Genomic DNA, 15,948 nt, shown 5'->3' on the forward strand with positions numbered 1-15,948 from the left:
CACCTTTTGATACACGCTCTAAGAACAACATATTCAGCCTTGTCCTAAAACATGTTATAATTTAGTAAGTTTTTTCTTGGACTTCATGGAAAAAGGGTGAGCAAATATGTCTTTTGACGGCATTTTTACATATTGTGTTCAAAGAGAATTGAAACAAGAGCTTGAAGGCGGAAAAATCACAAAAATTCATCAGCCTTCTAAGCACGATCTTATCTTGCAAATTCGTCAGAAAGGTAAAAATTATCGTCTGCTTATATCCAATCATCCCAATTTTGCGCGCATTCATCTTACAGCCTCTCACTATGATAATCCGCAAGAACCGCCGATGTTCTGTATGGTTTTAAGAAAGCATTTGGAAGGAAGCATCATTGAGGAAATCAGCCAGGTCGGACTTGATCGAATCGTCATGCTGCAAATGAGATCCCGCAATGAATTAGGGGATATCACCAGGAAACAATTATTTGTCGAGATCATGGGAAAACATAGCAACATCATCTTAGTCGATCAAGAAAAGAAGATGATCATTGACAGCATCAAACATGTATCAGCTGCAGTCAATCGCCATCGCTCTGTTTTGCCCGGACACGCATATGTTTTTCCTCCAGACCAAGGCAAATTGAATCCTTTTCATGCTTCAGAAGAAACGGTTTTGAAAAAAATTGATCTGTTTTCAGGAAAATTTGAAAAACAAATTGTCGACCAATTTGCTGGCATCTCGCCTCTGTTGGCAAAAGAAATCGTCTACCGCTCTGGAATCGCCAATAAGGAATCTGTTGCCAGAACGCTTATGTCCGTTTTAAATCAAATAAAAAGTGGAAGCATTGTTCCGCAAATGACAAAAACTTTAAATAAAGAATATTTTTATATTTTGCCTTTAGAGCACGTAAAAGGAGAAAGGAAAACATTTTCTACCATAAGCGAATTGCTAGACCGATATTTTTACTCAAAAGCGGAACGCGATCGAGTGAAGCAGCAAGGGCAGGATTTAGAACGCTTCATCATCAACGAACGAAAAAAGAATGAAACGAAAATCCAAAAGCTAAAACACACGCTCAAAGAGGCTGAAAAAGCAAATACGCTACAGCTTTACGGCGAACTATTGACAGCGAACATGCATGCAGTGAAAAAAGGGGATAAAGAAGTCGAAGTTATCAACTATTATGACGAGGATGGGCAAAAGATCAAAATTCCGCTTGATCCTTTGAAAACTCCTTCTGAAAACGCCCAAAGTTATTTTCAAAAATATCAAAAAGCCAAAAATTCCGTTTTAGTTGTCAAATCGCAAATCGAAAAAGCAGAACAAGAAATCGAATATTTTGACCGGCTTCTCCAGCAGCTTGAAACAGCTTCTCCTAAAGACTTAGAGGAAATTCGAGAAGAATTGATTGAAGGGGGATATTTGAAAAAAAGAGCGAACATCCAGAAGAAAAAAAATGCTAAACCTGTTTTAGAAGCTTATCTGTCCAGCGACGGAGCTGAAATATTAGTCGGCAAAAACAACAAGCAAAACGAATACTTGACGAACCGGGTTGCTGCTAGAGACGATATTTGGCTTCATACAAAGGACATACCGGGCTCCCATGTTGTCATCCGGAAAAAAGATCCGTCTGAACAGACCATTTTAGAGGCAGCGAATCTGGCAGCTTATTTCAGCAAAGCGCGCCAATCAAGCTCCGTACCTGTCGATTATACAAAAGTGCGCTATGTAAAAAAACCGAATGGCGCCAAGCCTGGGTTTGTCATATATGAAAATCAGCAAACGGTCTATGTGACGCCTGATGAAGAGCTCGTGCTGAAGTTGAAAAAACAATAGACGTTTTTTCTTCTTCTCCTTCTGCTTTTATAAGCTTCTTTTATGAAACTCTTACTCCATTAACAACGTTGATCATCTGGAATGTCGCCTTCACTAGCTCTAATCATGAAAAATTATGTACGCCTCATTTCAGTACAGAGAAAAAGGAAACCATTCATAACACGGTTTCCTTTTTCAAATATTTATCCTCTGCTCTTGCTGCAAAGCCTCTTCAACTCTGACGCGAAGCAGCTCTTTAACAGCTGAATGGTTTCCGATATGATCAGTTAACATAATCTTTTTATTTGTTACTCTTTGCAATTGCTCGATTTCCTTTTGAACTCCTTTTAACAATAGACCTGTAAACAATAAATAAGGCACAAAAATTATTTCTTCTTCCGTCATTTTTGGAACGGATTGAACAACATCTTGAAAAAGAGGAGAAGCTGCGGTTAAATAGCAGCACGTCACCGGTACTTCCAATCGCTCTTCAAGCATGCGGCCAATCGTTAAAAAATCTTGCTGCATTTCTACATCCCGGCTTCCTCGACCGATCAAAATCATTCTAGACTTTTTCGGTCTATTCAAAACGCGTTTAATTCTGTCTTCCACTGCCTCTAGCATCAATTCATCAACGCCAAAAGGCATGCCATAGGAGATCATTGCTTCCGGATAATTTGTCTGCAATGTCGAAAGAATAGCTGGTATATCTTGTTTGGCATGACCGGCAGCTAATAACAGCACTGGAATTACCGCAATATGAGCAGCTCCTTTTGCGAAACAGGATGCAAATCCTTCCTCAATGGTAGGCTTTGCAAGCTCAAGGAAAGAGATTTCTTGAATCTCGTATGGCAGGCTCGCCTTCACTTCATTGAAAAAATGAATCGCCTCTTCTCTAGAATCTCGCAACCGACTGCCGTGAAAGATATACAGAACCCCTTTTTTCATAACGAAACCCCTGTTGTAAAATCGATGTTGCTCATCTGCTTCTCAAACCAGTTCAACTGGTCATGAAAACGAACGACTTCGCCGATAATAATCATGCATGGATTGGAAATACAATTTTCTTCTGCCGATTTCGCCATTTCCTTCACGGTTGTCGTTACTGTGCGTTGTTCTTCCGTAGTCGCCCATTCAATAAAGGCAACAGGCGTATTTTGATCCTTCCCGCTTCGTATAATCATATCTTGGATTTCCGCAATATTTTTCACACCCATATAGACGGCAACGGTGTCCGCTGCTTTCATTAAACGAATCGTTTCCTCTTTAATTGTCAAATCCCCTGCTCTTTGTCCGGTAATAAATGCACACGAAGCGCTGATGTTGCGATGCGTAAGCGGGATGCCAGCATAGGCGGAAGCGGCGGAAGCAGCCGTAACCCCGGGGATCACTTCAAAAGGAATTCGTTTTTGCACCAATACTTCCGCTTCCTCCCCCCCTCTGCCAAACAGATAGGGGTCGCCTCCTTTTAACCGCGTTACGATTTTGCCTGCCTGGGCATACTTCACTAAAAACTTATTGATCGTCTCTTGGCGCATCGTATGGTAATTTGGCAATTTGCCGCAATAAATGAGATCCGCTTCTTTTTTTGCATAAGCAAGGAGCTCTTTGTTGACAAGCCTGTCATATAAAATCACATCCGCCTTCTGAATCGCCTTCATCGCTTTTATTGTGATTAATTCTGGATCTCCTGGGCCTGCTCCGACAATATACACTTTTCCCACGCTGATCTCCCCCACTACGTACAGAGCGTCACGTCGCTTTCATCAATCACAAACCCTGCACTTTTTCGTATTTTTTTCTTTTCGTACAACGTAACATCTTCAATATCAAGAACCTTTAAATAAAATTTTTCAAGCTCAACATCTACTTGCTCGAATGCTTTCAAATCATTTTCGGCCGCGATGATTACTGGAATTTCCTTCTCCTTCGTTTTTACAAGAAAGCGATACAAATACATGCTGACACCCCATTTAAGCTCCGAGAGGTTCCAAAATCTCATCGAGCTTCGCCTGCAAAGGTTCAATGCCGACGCGATCATAATATTCTAAAAAGGTTTCGCCGGCCAGCTTCGTTTCTTTGAAATATTGCAGAAAATCTTTCAACACTAAATGAAGCTTCTCTGCCTCAATTTTTCCTTTCAATTTTTCATTAAATCGACCGCCATCAAGAAGCGTTCCGCCAACATGAATTTCGTAGGCATCGACCATTTTTTTATCTTTTGTTCTCATCAAAACGCCTTGCAGACCGATGTCCGCGATTTGCCGCTGACCGCATGAATTCGGGCAGCCTGTGATGTGCATCCGAACAGGTACATCCAATTCTAATTGTTGATCCAAATATTCGACAATTGTTTTCATCCGCTGTTTCGTTTCAACAAGCGCAAGGTTGCAAAATTCCGTTCCAGTGCAGGAAACGGCATAACCAATGAATGATTTCGGCTTGATGGTAATTCTGCCCTTTTGAAAAATTTCTTCTGCCAGCAAAGCTTCAACTTGATCATCCGGAACGTTTGGAATCACAATATTTTGTGTATTGCAAGTTCGGATTTGTCCATTTCCGTATTTTTTGGAAATTCTGGCGATCTCCAGCACTTCCTCGGAATAAAGTCTTCCGAGCGGAACATTAAAGCCGATGTAATTCAAGCCTTTTTGCTTTTGCGGATGAACGCCGTAAAAATATCCTGCATTCCAGCCTTTTGTTTCATCGTTTCCTCTCTCCGGAAGCGGACCTGTCAGTTCAAGCAGTTTTTCTTGGAATTTTTCTACACCCCAATCAGCAACTAAAAATTTTAGACGGGCGCGGTGTCTTTTCTCACGATAGCCGTAATCACGGAAGATGGTTGTGACCGCAATGGCAACATCCTTCACTTTATCCGGGGTTACGAAAATGTTCAATGGTTGGGCCAAATGCGGTTTTGATGATAGTCCGCCACCGACCTTTACATGAAAGCCTTTCACAAGCTTTCCGTCAATCTCTTTTGTAGCTGGTATGAAAGCTAAATCATTGATTTCGGCATGTCCGGAATTGTAGTAGCTTGCACTAATCGAAATTTTATATTTTCTTGGCAAATTGGAAAAATCTCTATTTTTATGGAAAAATTGATGAATTTCTCGCACAATCGGCTCTGTGTCCAAAAGCTCCTCCGGGTCAATGCCCGCAAGAGGATTTCCAATCACGTTGCGGGCGATGTCGCCACAGGCGCCTACCGTTGTTAAACCGACTTCATCCAAGCGTCTAAATATTTCCGGAATGTTCTCGATTTCCAGCCAATGGAATTGGATGGCTTGACGAGTTGTAATATCAAATAGATCCCGGCCAAAATCTCTGCAGATCCCTGCGAGTGCAACGACTTGTTCATAGTTTAATATTCCCGTCGGTACTTTGATCCGCATCATAAAATAACCGTCTTTTTTGGGCCGTTGAAGATACAGCCCCGCCCATTTGAGCAAATCCCAATCTTCTTCCGGAATGGAAGCAAAGCCGTTTTTCGCAAAGGTGTCGATTTCTTCCAAAATATCCAATCCGTCTTTTTCAAGCTTTTTTAATTCAAACTTATTTAAATTTTCATTGTTAGCCCATACTTTTTCATGTGCCATTGCAACTCCCCCAATGTTTAAAATTATAGGAACTTTCGATTTTTTAAATATTGAAAAATATGTTCAACACTTTCTTCTACTGACCATTCCTCAGAATGAACAATGATTTCAGGATTTTCAGGCTCTTCATATGGATCGTCGATACCTGTAAAATGTTTTATTTCACCGTTTCTCGCTTTTTTGTACAGCCCTTTCGGATCTCGTTTTTCACATTCTGATAATGAGCATTTAACATATATTTCAATGAACTCATCATGATCGAGCAAATTTCTTACTAACTCCCGATCTTCTTTATATGGAGAAATAAAGGCTGTCAAAACAACTTGACCGCTGTCTACAAATAATTTTGCAACTTCTCCAATGCGCCGAATGTTTTCTTTTCGGTCCTGTTCCGAAAATCCTAAATCTTTGTTCAACCCATGGCGAACGTTGTCTCCATCTAGTACGTAAGACGAAATATTTTCATTGAACAGCTTTTGGTTTAATGCATTGGCTAACGTTGATTTGCCGGAACCGGACAATCCGGTAAACCATAGAACAAAGCTGTGATGCCCCGACTTTTTCCTCCGCTCTTCTTTTGTGACGGAATGATGATGCCATACAATATTTTTGCTTGTCACGTTAATTCCACCTCATTTTTGCAATGCTTCTTGGCGCAGACCTTTTACAAGCACTTCCACAACTTCCGGACGGCTGAAAGTGTTTGGCAGCGGCTCACCGTTTCGAAGTTTTTCCCTTACTTTTGTACCTGATAAAATGACACGGTCGTCATCAGAATGCGGGCATGTTTTATGGGAAGCCATGCCGTCGCATTTTTTACAATAAAAGCTGTGTTCAAAAAACAGCGGCGTAATGTCTAATTCCTCTTTTGTAAAGTTGAAAAAGATTTTCTGCGCATCATATGTTCCATAATAATTTCCAACCCCTGCATGGTCTCTTCCAACGATGAAATGCGTACACCCATAATTTTTTCGAACGATAGCATGGAATATCGCTTCCCTTGGTCCGGCATAGCGCATGGCGGCTGGAAAAATTCCTAACAGAACACGATCTTTTGGATAGTAATTTTCCAACAGAACTCGATAGCTTTCCATGCGAATATCCGCAGGAATATCATCCTTTTTTGTTTCGCCGACAAGCGGCTGCAGAAATAATCCGTCTACGGTTTCAAGAGCTGTTTTTTGAATGTATTCATGCGCCCGGTGAACAGGATTTCTCGTTTGAAACCCTACGACTGTATTCCAGCCGAAACGTTCAAAAGCGGCTCGAGATTCCGCTGGTTCAAATGTTTCGTTTGGAAACGGCTTTTCCGTTTTCTTTACTAACACGACATCCCCGCCAAGATAGACAGGTGGACGCTCATACAATTTAGCAACTCCTGGGTGCTCTTCATCTTTTGTCCGATAAACATATTCCGCTTCTTTTTGTTTATCCGGCTTATATTTATCTTCCACTTTGATCACACCGTATACTTCTCCGTTAAATGTCAGCTTAACTTCATCTCCAATGTCGATGCGATCAGCTTGTTCTTCTTCAACAGGAAGTGTAATTGGAATGCTCCAAACTATACCATTGGCAAGACGCATGTTTTCGACAACACTATCATAATCTTTTTTAGTTAAAAAACCCGTTAATGGACTAAATGCTCCAATACCGATTAACTCTAAGTCAGAGAGCCCGATATTATCCAATTCAATTGCTTCTTGAATATGAGAATAATTGTATTCTGGATTATAGCGATTGATTAATGTTCCTCCGTGCGGTGCAATCCCCATTTGATCTCCTCCTTGCTACGCCATATATTCCTATATTCATATTTATTTACTAGGCTTTTATTGAAAAAATTTTTAGCCTTAGCCGCTAAATAAATCTAAATCGTTGCGATACGCCATCATCAAAAACGAGTAAAAAGAATCATTTCATGAAACGAGTCTTCAAAACTTTATTTTTTTATGACGAGTTTTTATAAAGCATTATCTGCGGAAAAAGGCCTGCTGTAGATCAAACTGTCACTTCACTTGTAAGTGATATTCATATTTTGATTGAACAAACACCAAAGATAAAATGATTGAATCAACTATCGATGAAGCCGAAGCAGACGGTTTAGGCACCTTCACCTCCACCGACCATTGAACAGAGAACATTTCCAGCAGTCCGAATGGAGGAAAAAGCGATATGTTTTTACCGCTCCTGTACGACAGGCAGCACCCGCTGCCGCCGCACCGCTTCCTCTAATGGTTATAGGCTTCCATTATTTTGTCACACTTGTACTCTCATGTAATCCGCATTCAAGCTTTTGATGGCCGACCCATCTTCCAGAACGCAGATCATCCATGTTAATGGCTGGCTGAGTACAAGGCTGGCAGCCAATGGAAGGATAACCTTGATCATGTAAGACGATATAAGGCAAATCATGTTTATAAACATATCGCCAAACTTCCTTCCAGGTCCAGTGGATGAGAGGGCAAATTTTCACCTTTTGGAATTTCTCATCTTTATTAATATAGTTTACATGTTTTCTTGTCGGCGATTGTTCTCTTCTTAATCCTGAAATCCATGCTTTTACTGGTTCAAGCGTCTCCCTTAATGGAACCACTTTCCGGATGTGACAGCAAAGATTCGGATCTTTCTCCCAAAGCTTATCTCCATATTGCTCTTTTTGCTCTTCTAATGTGATCTCTGGTTTTTTTAATTCTATATTTAAATCTGGATATCGATTTTTTACTTTTTCTATGCAATCATAGGTTTCTTTAAAATGCAGCCCTGTGTCCAAAAAGACAATCCGTGCGGTCGGATTGACCTTCGATATTAAATCAATGAGTACAATCCCTTCAATTCCAAAGCTGCACGAATACACAATATCATCTTTATATGTTGAATATGCCCATTCCAACACCTCTAGGGCACCTTTTGTGTCCGATGTCTCATCAAACACGAGATCAGGTTCCGCCCAGGTTTCGTACGTAAGCATTCGCCTTTCCCCCTTATTAGAAAAGGAATAGAGCGCGTTCAATAAAAGGATTGAAAACCGCCTCTAGTCGTCTAGTCAGCGGTTTATTGAGACAGCTTTTTATATAATCCTTCTTTTCTTTCATTTGTACAAATGACATTTTGTACTTAAAAATTAGGTTAGAAGATTCACAGTGTTCCTTTCAAGAACGTGCTATATGCTATCAAATTTTATCATAATTTTCCTAAAAGTCAACCCGAGTTTTTTGATTGGAATTAAATATTATATGAAAAGGCGGTTAAACTTTTTCGAGCCAACTGTCGTTTTCAGGATTTTTTCGCCATAATGACAAGCGGTCGAGATCCTCTTTTGAAATCATTTGCACTTCCAAAGCCACTTGGATTAAAGTGTCATAATCGCTTAATGCGATCGCAGGAATGCCAGCATTGGCAAAATTTTGCTTTCCTTGAGGAAGACCGTAGGTGAAAATGGCGGCGACACCTAGTACTTGACAGCCAGCATTTCTTAGTGCTTCAACAGCTTTTAAGGAGCTTGCCCCTGTTGAAATCAAGTCTTCGATTACAACCGCTTTTTGTCCTTCCCTCACTTTTCCTTCTATTTGGTTTCCCTTCCCATGCTTTTTCGGTGTGCTGCGCACATAACACATCGGCAATCCCAACTCTTCAGCAACTAATGCCGCATGGGGAATACCGGCTGTCGCAGTTCCAGCAATTAATTCAGCATCGGAAAAATGCTCACTGATTAGTTGAACTAGTCCTTTGTAAATGATTTTGCGGAGCTTCGGATACGATAGAGTCAAACGATTGTCGCAATAAATGGGCGATTTTATTCCGCTTGCCCACGTAAACGGTTCATTTGGTCTGAGAGTAACTGCTTCAATTTCTAGCAAATGTTTGGCGATTTCCTTTTTCATTCCACCTTACCCTCCCATTCTTTTTTTACTTCATTGTAGGCTGCAACAGGATCCTCTGCCTTTGTAATTGTCCTGCCGACAACAATGGCTGATGCGCCTTGTTCCTTTGCAAATTTTGGCGTCGCAATGCGGACTTGATCCTGTGCTCTATCTTTTGCTAAACGAATTCCAGGCGTAACAGTCAGAAAAGATGGACCGCACGTTTTTCTTATTTCGCTTACTTCATGGACAGAACAAACAACACCGCTCATCCCGCTTTTTTTTGCATTTTCCGCATAATGTAAAACCGTCTCAAGCAACGGCTTTTCAATGAGAAGTTCATGTTTTAGCATCTCGCTGGAAGTGCTTGTCAGCTGGGTGACAGCGACAACATCTGGACGCTTATTTCCGCTCTGAGCTCCCGCCTCCAGCCCTTCTATCGCTGCTTCCATCATGTCTCTACCTCCCGCAGCGTGAATAGTGATCAAATCGACTCCGAGCTTGGCAAGTCCTTTCATCGTTTGTTTCACGGTATTTGGTATATCATGCAGCTTCAAATCAAGAAATATTTGATGACCGCTTCGCTGTAATTCTTCGATGATAGAAGGGCCTTCTTGATAAAAAAGTTCCATCCCCACTTTAACAAATAAAGGCTGCTCAAATATTTGCACAAACTGCAATGCTTTTTCTCTCGTATCAAAATCAAGGGCAAGAATTAGAGGACGATTTTTCATCTTTCCAGCTCCTTCCGACACATTCATTCACATGATCAAAGCCTAATTCTTTCAGCCGATTCGGCAACGCATCAATAAGTTCAACACAGACGTAAGGATTGACAAAATTCGCTGTACCAATTGCGACTGCCTTTGCACCTGCCTGCAAAAATTCTATGCAATCATCGACATTCATAATTCCTCCCATGCCGATGACCGGGATTTCTACACTTTGGGAAACCTGATAGATCATACGAACGGCAATCGGCTTGACAGCAGGTCCAGAAAGCCCGCCTGTTCCATTAGCAATAATCGACCGGCCTGTTTTCACATCGATCCGCATGCCGAGGAGCGTGTTGATCATCGTAATTCCGTCTGCTCCCGCTTTTTCCACCGCTTTTGCCATGGCGACAATGTCAGTTACATTTGGAGAAAGCTTGACATAAACCGGTACTGAAGAAACGTTTTTCACAGCTTCTGTTAAATGTCCGGCTACTTCAGGAACTGTTCCGAACATGATCCCCCCTTGTTTAACATTCGGACAAGAAATGTTCAGTTCAAGTGCTTTTACGTTAGGCGCTTTACTGATTTCTTTTGCCACTTCCACATATTCTTCAACAGTCGAGCCGGCAATGTTCGCAATGATCGGAACATCAAATTGAGAAAGCCAAGGAAGCTCTTCCTCCATCACTTTTTTTAATCCGGGATTTTGCAACCCGATGGCATTGAGCATTCCCGACGGCGTTTCCGCCACCCTTGGTGTTGGATTTCCGAATCTAGGCTCAAGCGTTGTTGCTTTGATCATGATCGCTCCAAGCTTGGATAAATCGTACAGCTTGGCAAATTCGCGGCCAAAGCCGAAGCATCCTGATGCGGGCATGATCGGATTTTTTAACTCAAGACCAGGAAGCTTAACAGTTAACATTCCAACATCACCTCCCCGATTCGAAAAACAGGCCCGTCGGTACAGATTTTCTTATAGCCCGAATCATTTGCATCGGTTTTCGTACGGCGGACACAGGCAAAGCAAGCGCCGATTCCGCAGCCCATTCTTTCTTCCAGGGACAAAAACACTTTTTTATGCGGAAATGCTTCTTCTATCGCTTTTAACATTGGAGTTGGTCCGCATGTATAGAGCGTTTCAAATGTGAAGCGTTGTTCATTGATGATATCCATAACGGTTCCTTTTGCGCCGAATGTGCCGTCAACTGTCGCCACAAACGTTTCGCCCAGCTCTTTAAACTCATGTTCGTAAAACACCGCCGCTTTTGTTGAAAATCCTAATACATGGACAACTTCCACTCCATTTTGAACAAGCTGCTTCGACAATTCATAAAGAGGGGGAACGCCAATGCCGCCACCGACAAGCAATGCTTTTTCCTTCGTTTCTTCAACCGGAAAACCGTTTCCGAGCGGTCCGAAAACATCGACAAGCTCACTTGCTTTTTTTCTGGACAATCTTTTCGTTCCGGCGCCTTCTGCCCGATAAATTAATGTCATCGTGTTTTTTTCGGCATTGTATTCGGCAATGCTGATCGGTCTTCTTAATAACAGATCAAAACTGTCATCCACTTTTATTTGAACAAATTGTCCCGGACGAGTAATGCGTTGAACGAGCTCTCCTTTTAATTCCATTTTATAAATGTTTTTCGCAATTGGCCTGTTGCTGATGATTTCCATCCAAGCTTTGATCATTGGATCACCTTCTTTACCTATTATGTTCGGAGAGATTTTCAACCGTAAAAGCCATCGATTCAAGCACGCGTAAAATTGCCCTTGCAGTGTCTAAAGAAGTGAGGCACGGCACACCGTTTTCAACCGATTCCCTTCTGATTCTGAAGCCGTCGCGCTCAGGCTGCTTTCCTTTCGTCAGCGTGTTGATGACAAATTGCGCTTTTCCATTGCGTATCACATCCAAAATGTTGTCGCCGCGTGATCCGATTTTGCTGACAACCTTTGCTTTTATGCCGTTCTCTTCTAGAAACTTTGCGGTTCCTTCCGTCGCCAGCAGTTGATAGCCGATATTGCGAAATCTGCCCGCAATTTCTAAAGCCTCGTTTTTGTCCTTATCAGCAATCGTAAGCAGCACTGATCCGTGCTCGTAAATATTCGTACCGGCTGCAACAAAGCCTTTATAAAGAGCCTTTTCAAAGGTGGCATCCTTTCCGATTACTTCCCCAGTTGATTTCATTTCTGGTCCAAGCGTAATGTCTACACGGCGCAACTTCGCAAATGAAAATACCGGCACCTTCACAAATACACCTTTCGGCTCTTTTGCAAGCCCTGTTTTCACACCGAGTTCCGGCAAGCTAGCACCGAGTATCACCTTTGTCGCAAGCTTAGCCATCGGAATTCCGGTAATTTTACTTAGAAACGGAACTGTTCTGCTTGATCTTGGGTTCACTTCCAATACGTATACCCGCCCGTCAGCAATTACAAATTGAATGTTTAGCAGTCCGACAATATTCAGCCCTTTTGCCAAACGAATCGTATAATCAACAAGTTCTGTTTTCAACTGATCAGATAACGTTTGCGGCGGGTAAACCGCTATCGAGTCCCCTGAGTGCACGCCTGCCCGCTCAATATGCTCCATAATGCCCGGAATGAGCACATGTTTACCGTCTGAAATCGCATCAACTTCCACTTCTATTCCGGTTAAATATTGATCAATTAAAACGGGATGTTCCGGATTAATTTTTACTGCATGTTCCATATAATGGAGCAATTCTTCTTTATGGTAGACAATTTCCATCGCCCGGCCGCCAAGCACATAGGAAGGACGGACAAGCACCGGATAGCCGATTTCTTCCGCAATTTCCACCGCTTCAGCGACGGATAGAGCCGTTTTCCCTACAGGCTGTGGTATTTCCAAAGCTTCAAGCACTTGTTCGAACTTGTCGCGGTCTTCCGCCCGATCTAAATTTTCCAGGCTTGTTCCTAATATTTTGACACCTCGTTTTGCCAGCTTGCCTGCCAAATTGATTGCCGTTTGCCCGCCGAATTGGACGACAACGCCAATCGGTTTCTCCAAGTCGATAATATGCATGACATCTTCGATCGTCAGCGGTTCAAAATACAGCTTGTCGGAAATGCTGAAATCCGTTGACACCGTTTCTGGATTGTTATTGATAATGATTGCTTCATATCCTGCTTCGCGAATCGCCCAAACAGAGTGAACTGTTGCATAATCGAACTCAATACCCTGCCCGATTCGAATCGGCCCTGAACCTAACACGACAACACTTTTTCGTTCAGTCACAATCGATTCATTTTCTTCTTCATATGTGCCGTAAAAGTAAGGCGTCTCGGATTCAAACTCGCTTGCGCACGTATCAACCATTTTGTAAACTGGAACAATTCCTTGTTTTTTCCGAAACTCATAAACTTCCGATTCATCTGTATTCCATAACGAAGCGATAAAGTGATCAGAAAATCCGAGTTGCTTTGCTTTTCTCAACACATTTACATCAAATGGAGATTTTTTCAGTTCTCGTTCATATTCGATAATGTTGTTTATCTTATTCAAGAAAAAGCGGTCGATTTTGCTCCATTGATGAATTTGCTCAACGGAAAAACCCCTTCTCAGCGCTTCGCCGATGTAAAAGATTCGTTCATCCCCTGCTTTCTTGATTCGCTTTTCAATCATTTCATCTGAGACATCGTTTTCTTTCAATGTTAAATGGTAGACGCTTGCTTCGAGAGAACGAACAGCTTTTAACAACGATTCTTCAAACGTGCGGCCGATCGCCATGACTTCACCGGTTGCTTTCATTTGAGTGCCAAGCACACGGTTGGCTGATTCAAATTTATCAAACGGCCATCGCGGTATTTTCGTGACAACATAATCAAGCGCCGGTTCAAAGCAAGCAAATGTTTTCCCTGTCACTGGATTGATGATTTCATCTAACGTCAAACCGACGGCAATTTTCGCTGCGAGTTTCGCAATCGGATATCCTGTCGCTTTTGATGCAAGGGCGGATGAGCGGCTAACCCGCGGGTTCACTTCGATAACGTAATATTGAAAACTATCCGGATCAAGAGCAAGCTGAACATTGCATCCGCCTTCAATGCCAAGAGCTCCGATAATTTTTAATGACACGTTTCTGAGCAGCTGGTATTCTCTGTCTGAAATCGTTTGGCTGGGCGCCACAACGATCGAATCGCCTGTATGAATGCCGACGGGGTCAATATTTTCCATGTTGCAGACAACGATTTTATTGTCTTTTGAGTCCCGCATCACTTCATATTCGATTTCTTTGTAGCCGGCAATGCTTTTTTCGAGCAGACATTGATGAACAGGGCTGAGCTTTAAACCGTTTGTGACAATTTCAATCAGTTCTTCCTCATCGTGACAAATGCCGCCTCCGGTCCCGCCAAGTGTATATGCAGGCCGGACGATCACCGGATAGCCGACTTGCTCCACAAAATGAAACGCTTCTTCAAGCTCATGAATTATGGCGCTTTCCGGCACCGGTTCATTCAGCTCCTTCATAAGCTCGCGGAACAGTTCACGGTCTTCAGCTTTTTGAATGGCTGAAAGCTTAGTTCCTAAAATTTCAACGCCGCACTCTTCTAAAACACCCATTTTATGAAGCTCGACCGCCAAGTTTAGTCCAGTCTGTCCGCCGAGAGTCGGCAGGATCGCATCCGGCCTTTCCTTGCGGATGATTTTGGCAACAAAGCTCGGAGTGAGCGGCTCCATATACACTTTGTCGGCAATTTCCGTATCCGTCATAATTGTCGCTGGGTTCGAGTTGACAAGAACAACCTCATATCCTTCCTCTTTCAATGCTAAGCACGCCTGTGTTCCCGAATAGTCAAACTCCGCCGCTTGTCCGATAATAATCGGTCCTGATCCGATAACTAAAATTTTCTGAATATCTTTCCGCTTAGGCATTGAGATTCCCCCTTTGAGCAGTCTTTTCCATCAGCTCGATAAATTGATTAAACAATGGATTGGCATCCTCAGGTCCCGGCGATGCTTCCGGATGGTATTGAACAGCGAAAGCAGGATGCACGCGATGTCTCAATCCTTCAACTGTTCCGTCGTTCAGTGCAACATGTGTTACTTCAAGCTCTGTATTCCTAATGGATTCGATGCTTACAGCATAGCCGTGATTTTGGGAAGTCATATACACTTTCCCAGTTTTTAAATCCTTCACTGGATGGTTTGAGCCGCGGTGGCCGAATTTTAATTTTTCTGTTTTCGCACCGCATGCTAAAGCGAGCAGCTGATGCCCTAAACATATTCCAAAGATAGGGGTTTTCCCGATAAGATCGCGCAGCATTTCAATTGCTTCTGGAACGTTTTGCGGATCTCCAGGTCCGTTTGTAAGCAAAACGCCGTCAGGCTTCAATCGCAATATTTCCTCCGCAGATGTATCATATGGAACGACGATCGAGTCGCAATTTCGGCTGTTTAATTCTCTTAAGATTCCATGCTTCATGCCAAAATCTACAACAACCACTCTTTTTCCTCTTCCTGGACTTTGATATGGTCTTTTCGTCGATACAATTTCCACCTGATTGCGCGGCAGCTCCGTTTCTCTTAATTTCTCAGCCACTTGCTTTGGATCCGCCTCAGCTGAACAGATTGCACCTTTTAACGTTCCGTAGTTGCGGATAATTCTAGTCAGCCTTCTTGTATCGATTCCACTGATGCCAGGAATATCGTTTTCTATGAGAAAATCATTGATTGAATATAAACTTCTCCAGTTGGAGGGTGCTTCACAGGCTTCCTTCACAATCATCCCGTTCACGAACGGGCGGATCGTCTCAAAATCGTCGAGGTTGATGCCGTAATTGCCGATCAATGGATAAGTAAACGTTACGATTTGTCCGCAATATGAAGGATCTGAAAGTGTTTCTTGATAGCCTGTCATTCCGGTTGTGAACACAACCTCTCCGATGATGTCACGATCGCTTCCAAAGCCATCGCCGATGAAAACATCGCCGTTTTCAAGCACTAATTGCCGTTTCAT

The 15,948-nt window shown here is 42.5% G+C and carries 14 protein-coding genes; 1 reads left to right on the forward strand and 13 read right to left on the reverse strand.

The window, feature by feature from the left end; all coding sequences use genetic code 11:
- Positions 1–106 precede the first annotated feature (106 nt).
- Positions 107–1,813 (forward strand): NFACT RNA binding domain-containing protein, encoded by a 1,707-nt coding sequence (locus NSU02_RS11965; RefSeq protein WP_327856276.1) that lies wholly within the window; start codon positions 107–109, stop codon positions 1,811–1,813.
- A 174-nt stretch (positions 1,814–1,987) separates the two neighbouring features.
- Here NSU02_RS11965 and NSU02_RS11970 read toward each other — a convergent pair whose 3' ends face one another.
- The 13 genes from NSU02_RS11970 to NSU02_RS12030 form a co-directional block, all read right to left on the reverse strand.
- Positions 1,988–2,740: a sirohydrochlorin chelatase gene (locus NSU02_RS11970; protein WP_339192957.1), complete on the reverse strand. Its 753-nt coding sequence runs from the start codon at positions 2,738–2,740 to the stop codon at positions 1,988–1,990.
- A complete protein-coding gene (cobA, locus tag NSU02_RS11975; RefSeq protein ID WP_339192958.1) occupies positions 2,737–3,516 on the reverse strand; it encodes a uroporphyrinogen-III C-methyltransferase in 780 nt (259 codons plus the stop codon). Before cobA ends, NSU02_RS11970 begins: the two co-directional genes overlap by 4 nt.
- 14 nt (positions 3,517–3,530) lie before the next feature.
- Positions 3,531–3,794 (reverse strand): DUF3906 family protein, encoded by a 264-nt coding sequence (locus NSU02_RS11980; protein ID WP_335642553.1) that lies wholly within the window; start codon positions 3,792–3,794, stop codon positions 3,531–3,533.
- Positions 3,766–5,391 carry a nitrite/sulfite reductase gene (locus tag NSU02_RS11985; RefSeq protein ID WP_339192960.1) on the reverse strand — a complete coding sequence of 542 codons (1,626 nt, stop codon included), beginning with the start codon at positions 5,389–5,391 and terminating at the stop codon, positions 3,766–3,768. Before NSU02_RS11985 ends, NSU02_RS11980 begins: the two co-directional genes overlap by 29 nt.
- Positions 5,392–5,414: 23 nt before the next feature.
- Positions 5,415–6,011 carry an adenylyl-sulfate kinase gene (gene cysC, locus NSU02_RS11990; protein ID WP_339192961.1) on the reverse strand — a complete coding sequence of 199 codons (597 nt, stop codon included), beginning with the start codon at positions 6,009–6,011 and terminating at the stop codon, positions 5,415–5,417.
- A gap of 12 nt (positions 6,012–6,023) precedes the next feature.
- Positions 6,024–7,166 carry a sulfate adenylyltransferase gene (gene sat / locus NSU02_RS11995; RefSeq protein WP_094246079.1) on the reverse strand — a complete coding sequence of 381 codons (1,143 nt, stop codon included), beginning with the start codon at positions 7,164–7,166 and terminating at the stop codon, positions 6,024–6,026.
- A gap of 476 nt (positions 7,167–7,642) precedes the next feature.
- Positions 7,643–8,362, reverse strand: a complete 720-nt coding sequence (locus NSU02_RS12000) for a phosphoadenylyl-sulfate reductase (protein WP_063388465.1) — start codon at positions 8,360–8,362, stop codon at positions 7,643–7,645.
- 277 nt (positions 8,363–8,639) lie between these two features.
- Positions 8,640–9,275 carry an orotate phosphoribosyltransferase gene (gene pyrE / locus NSU02_RS12005; RefSeq protein ID WP_339192962.1) on the reverse strand — a complete coding sequence of 212 codons (636 nt, stop codon included), beginning with the start codon at positions 9,273–9,275 and terminating at the stop codon, positions 8,640–8,642.
- Positions 9,272–9,988: an orotidine-5'-phosphate decarboxylase gene (gene pyrF / locus NSU02_RS12010; RefSeq protein WP_339192963.1), complete on the reverse strand. Its 717-nt coding sequence runs from the start codon at positions 9,986–9,988 to the stop codon at positions 9,272–9,274. The genes pyrE and pyrF overlap by 4 nt, the downstream gene beginning before the upstream one ends.
- The gene (locus tag NSU02_RS12015) at positions 9,957–10,892 is read right to left on the reverse strand and encodes a dihydroorotate dehydrogenase (protein WP_063388468.1); all 936 of its coding nucleotides are present in this window, start codon (positions 10,890–10,892) and stop codon (positions 9,957–9,959) included. The genes pyrF and NSU02_RS12015 overlap by 32 nt, the downstream gene beginning before the upstream one ends.
- Positions 10,886–11,662, reverse strand: a complete 777-nt coding sequence (locus tag NSU02_RS12020) for a dihydroorotate dehydrogenase electron transfer subunit (protein WP_339192964.1) — start codon at positions 11,660–11,662, stop codon at positions 10,886–10,888. The genes NSU02_RS12015 and NSU02_RS12020 overlap by 7 nt, the downstream gene beginning before the upstream one ends.
- 13 nt (positions 11,663–11,675) lie before the next feature.
- Positions 11,676–14,864 carry a carbamoyl-phosphate synthase large subunit gene (gene carB, locus NSU02_RS12025; protein ID WP_066246575.1) on the reverse strand — a complete coding sequence of 1,063 codons (3,189 nt, stop codon included), beginning with the start codon at positions 14,862–14,864 and terminating at the stop codon, positions 11,676–11,678.
- The gene (locus NSU02_RS12030) at positions 14,857–15,948 is read right to left on the reverse strand and encodes a carbamoyl phosphate synthase small subunit (protein ID WP_339192965.1); all 1,092 of its coding nucleotides are present in this window, start codon (positions 15,946–15,948) and stop codon (positions 14,857–14,859) included. The genes carB and NSU02_RS12030 overlap by 8 nt, the downstream gene beginning before the upstream one ends.

It is taken from the genome of Aeribacillus sp. FSL W8-0870 (genome assembly GCF_037963755.1).
Classification (GTDB): Bacteria; Bacillota; Bacilli; order Bacillales; family Aeribacillaceae; genus Aeribacillus; species Aeribacillus composti.

Excerpts from the sequence above, each read along its gene's own strand:
- NSU02_RS12015 (WP_063388468.1), bottom strand. The coding sequence starts at position 10,892 with ATGTTAACTGTTAAGCTTCCTGGTCTTGAGTTAAAAAATCCGATCATG.
- NSU02_RS11980 (WP_335642553.1), bottom strand. The coding sequence starts at position 3,794 with ATGAGATTTTGGAACCTCTCGGAGCTTAAATGGGGTGTCAGCATGTAT.
- NSU02_RS11965 (WP_327856276.1), top strand. The coding sequence starts at position 107 with ATGTCTTTTGACGGCATTTTTACATATTGTGTTCAAAGAGAATTGAAA.
- pyrF (WP_339192963.1), bottom strand. The coding sequence starts at position 9,988 with ATGAAAAATCGTCCTCTAATTCTTGCCCTTGATTTTGATACGAGAGAA.
- NSU02_RS12020 (WP_339192964.1), bottom strand. The coding sequence starts at position 11,662 with ATGATCAAAGCTTGGATGGAAATCATCAGCAACAGGCCAATTGCGAAA.
- NSU02_RS11970 (WP_339192957.1), bottom strand. The coding sequence starts at position 2,740 with ATGAAAAAAGGGGTTCTGTATATCTTTCACGGCAGTCGGTTGCGAGAT.
- NSU02_RS12030 (WP_339192965.1), bottom strand. The coding sequence starts at position 15,948 with ATGAAACGGCAATTAGTGCTTGAAAACGGCGATGTTTTCATCGGCGAT.
- sat (WP_094246079.1), bottom strand. The coding sequence starts at position 7,166 with ATGGGGATTGCACCGCACGGAGGAACATTAATCAATCGCTATAATCCA.
- pyrE (WP_339192962.1), bottom strand. The coding sequence starts at position 9,275 with ATGAAAAAGGAAATCGCCAAACATTTGCTAGAAATTGAAGCAGTTACT.
- NSU02_RS11985 (WP_339192960.1), bottom strand. The coding sequence starts at position 5,391 with ATGGCACATGAAAAAGTATGGGCTAACAATGAAAATTTAAATAAGTTT.
- carB (WP_066246575.1), bottom strand. The coding sequence starts at position 14,864 with ATGCCTAAGCGGAAAGATATTCAGAAAATTTTAGTTATCGGATCAGGA.
- NSU02_RS12000 (WP_063388465.1), bottom strand. The coding sequence starts at position 8,362 with ATGCTTACGTACGAAACCTGGGCGGAACCTGATCTCGTGTTTGATGAG.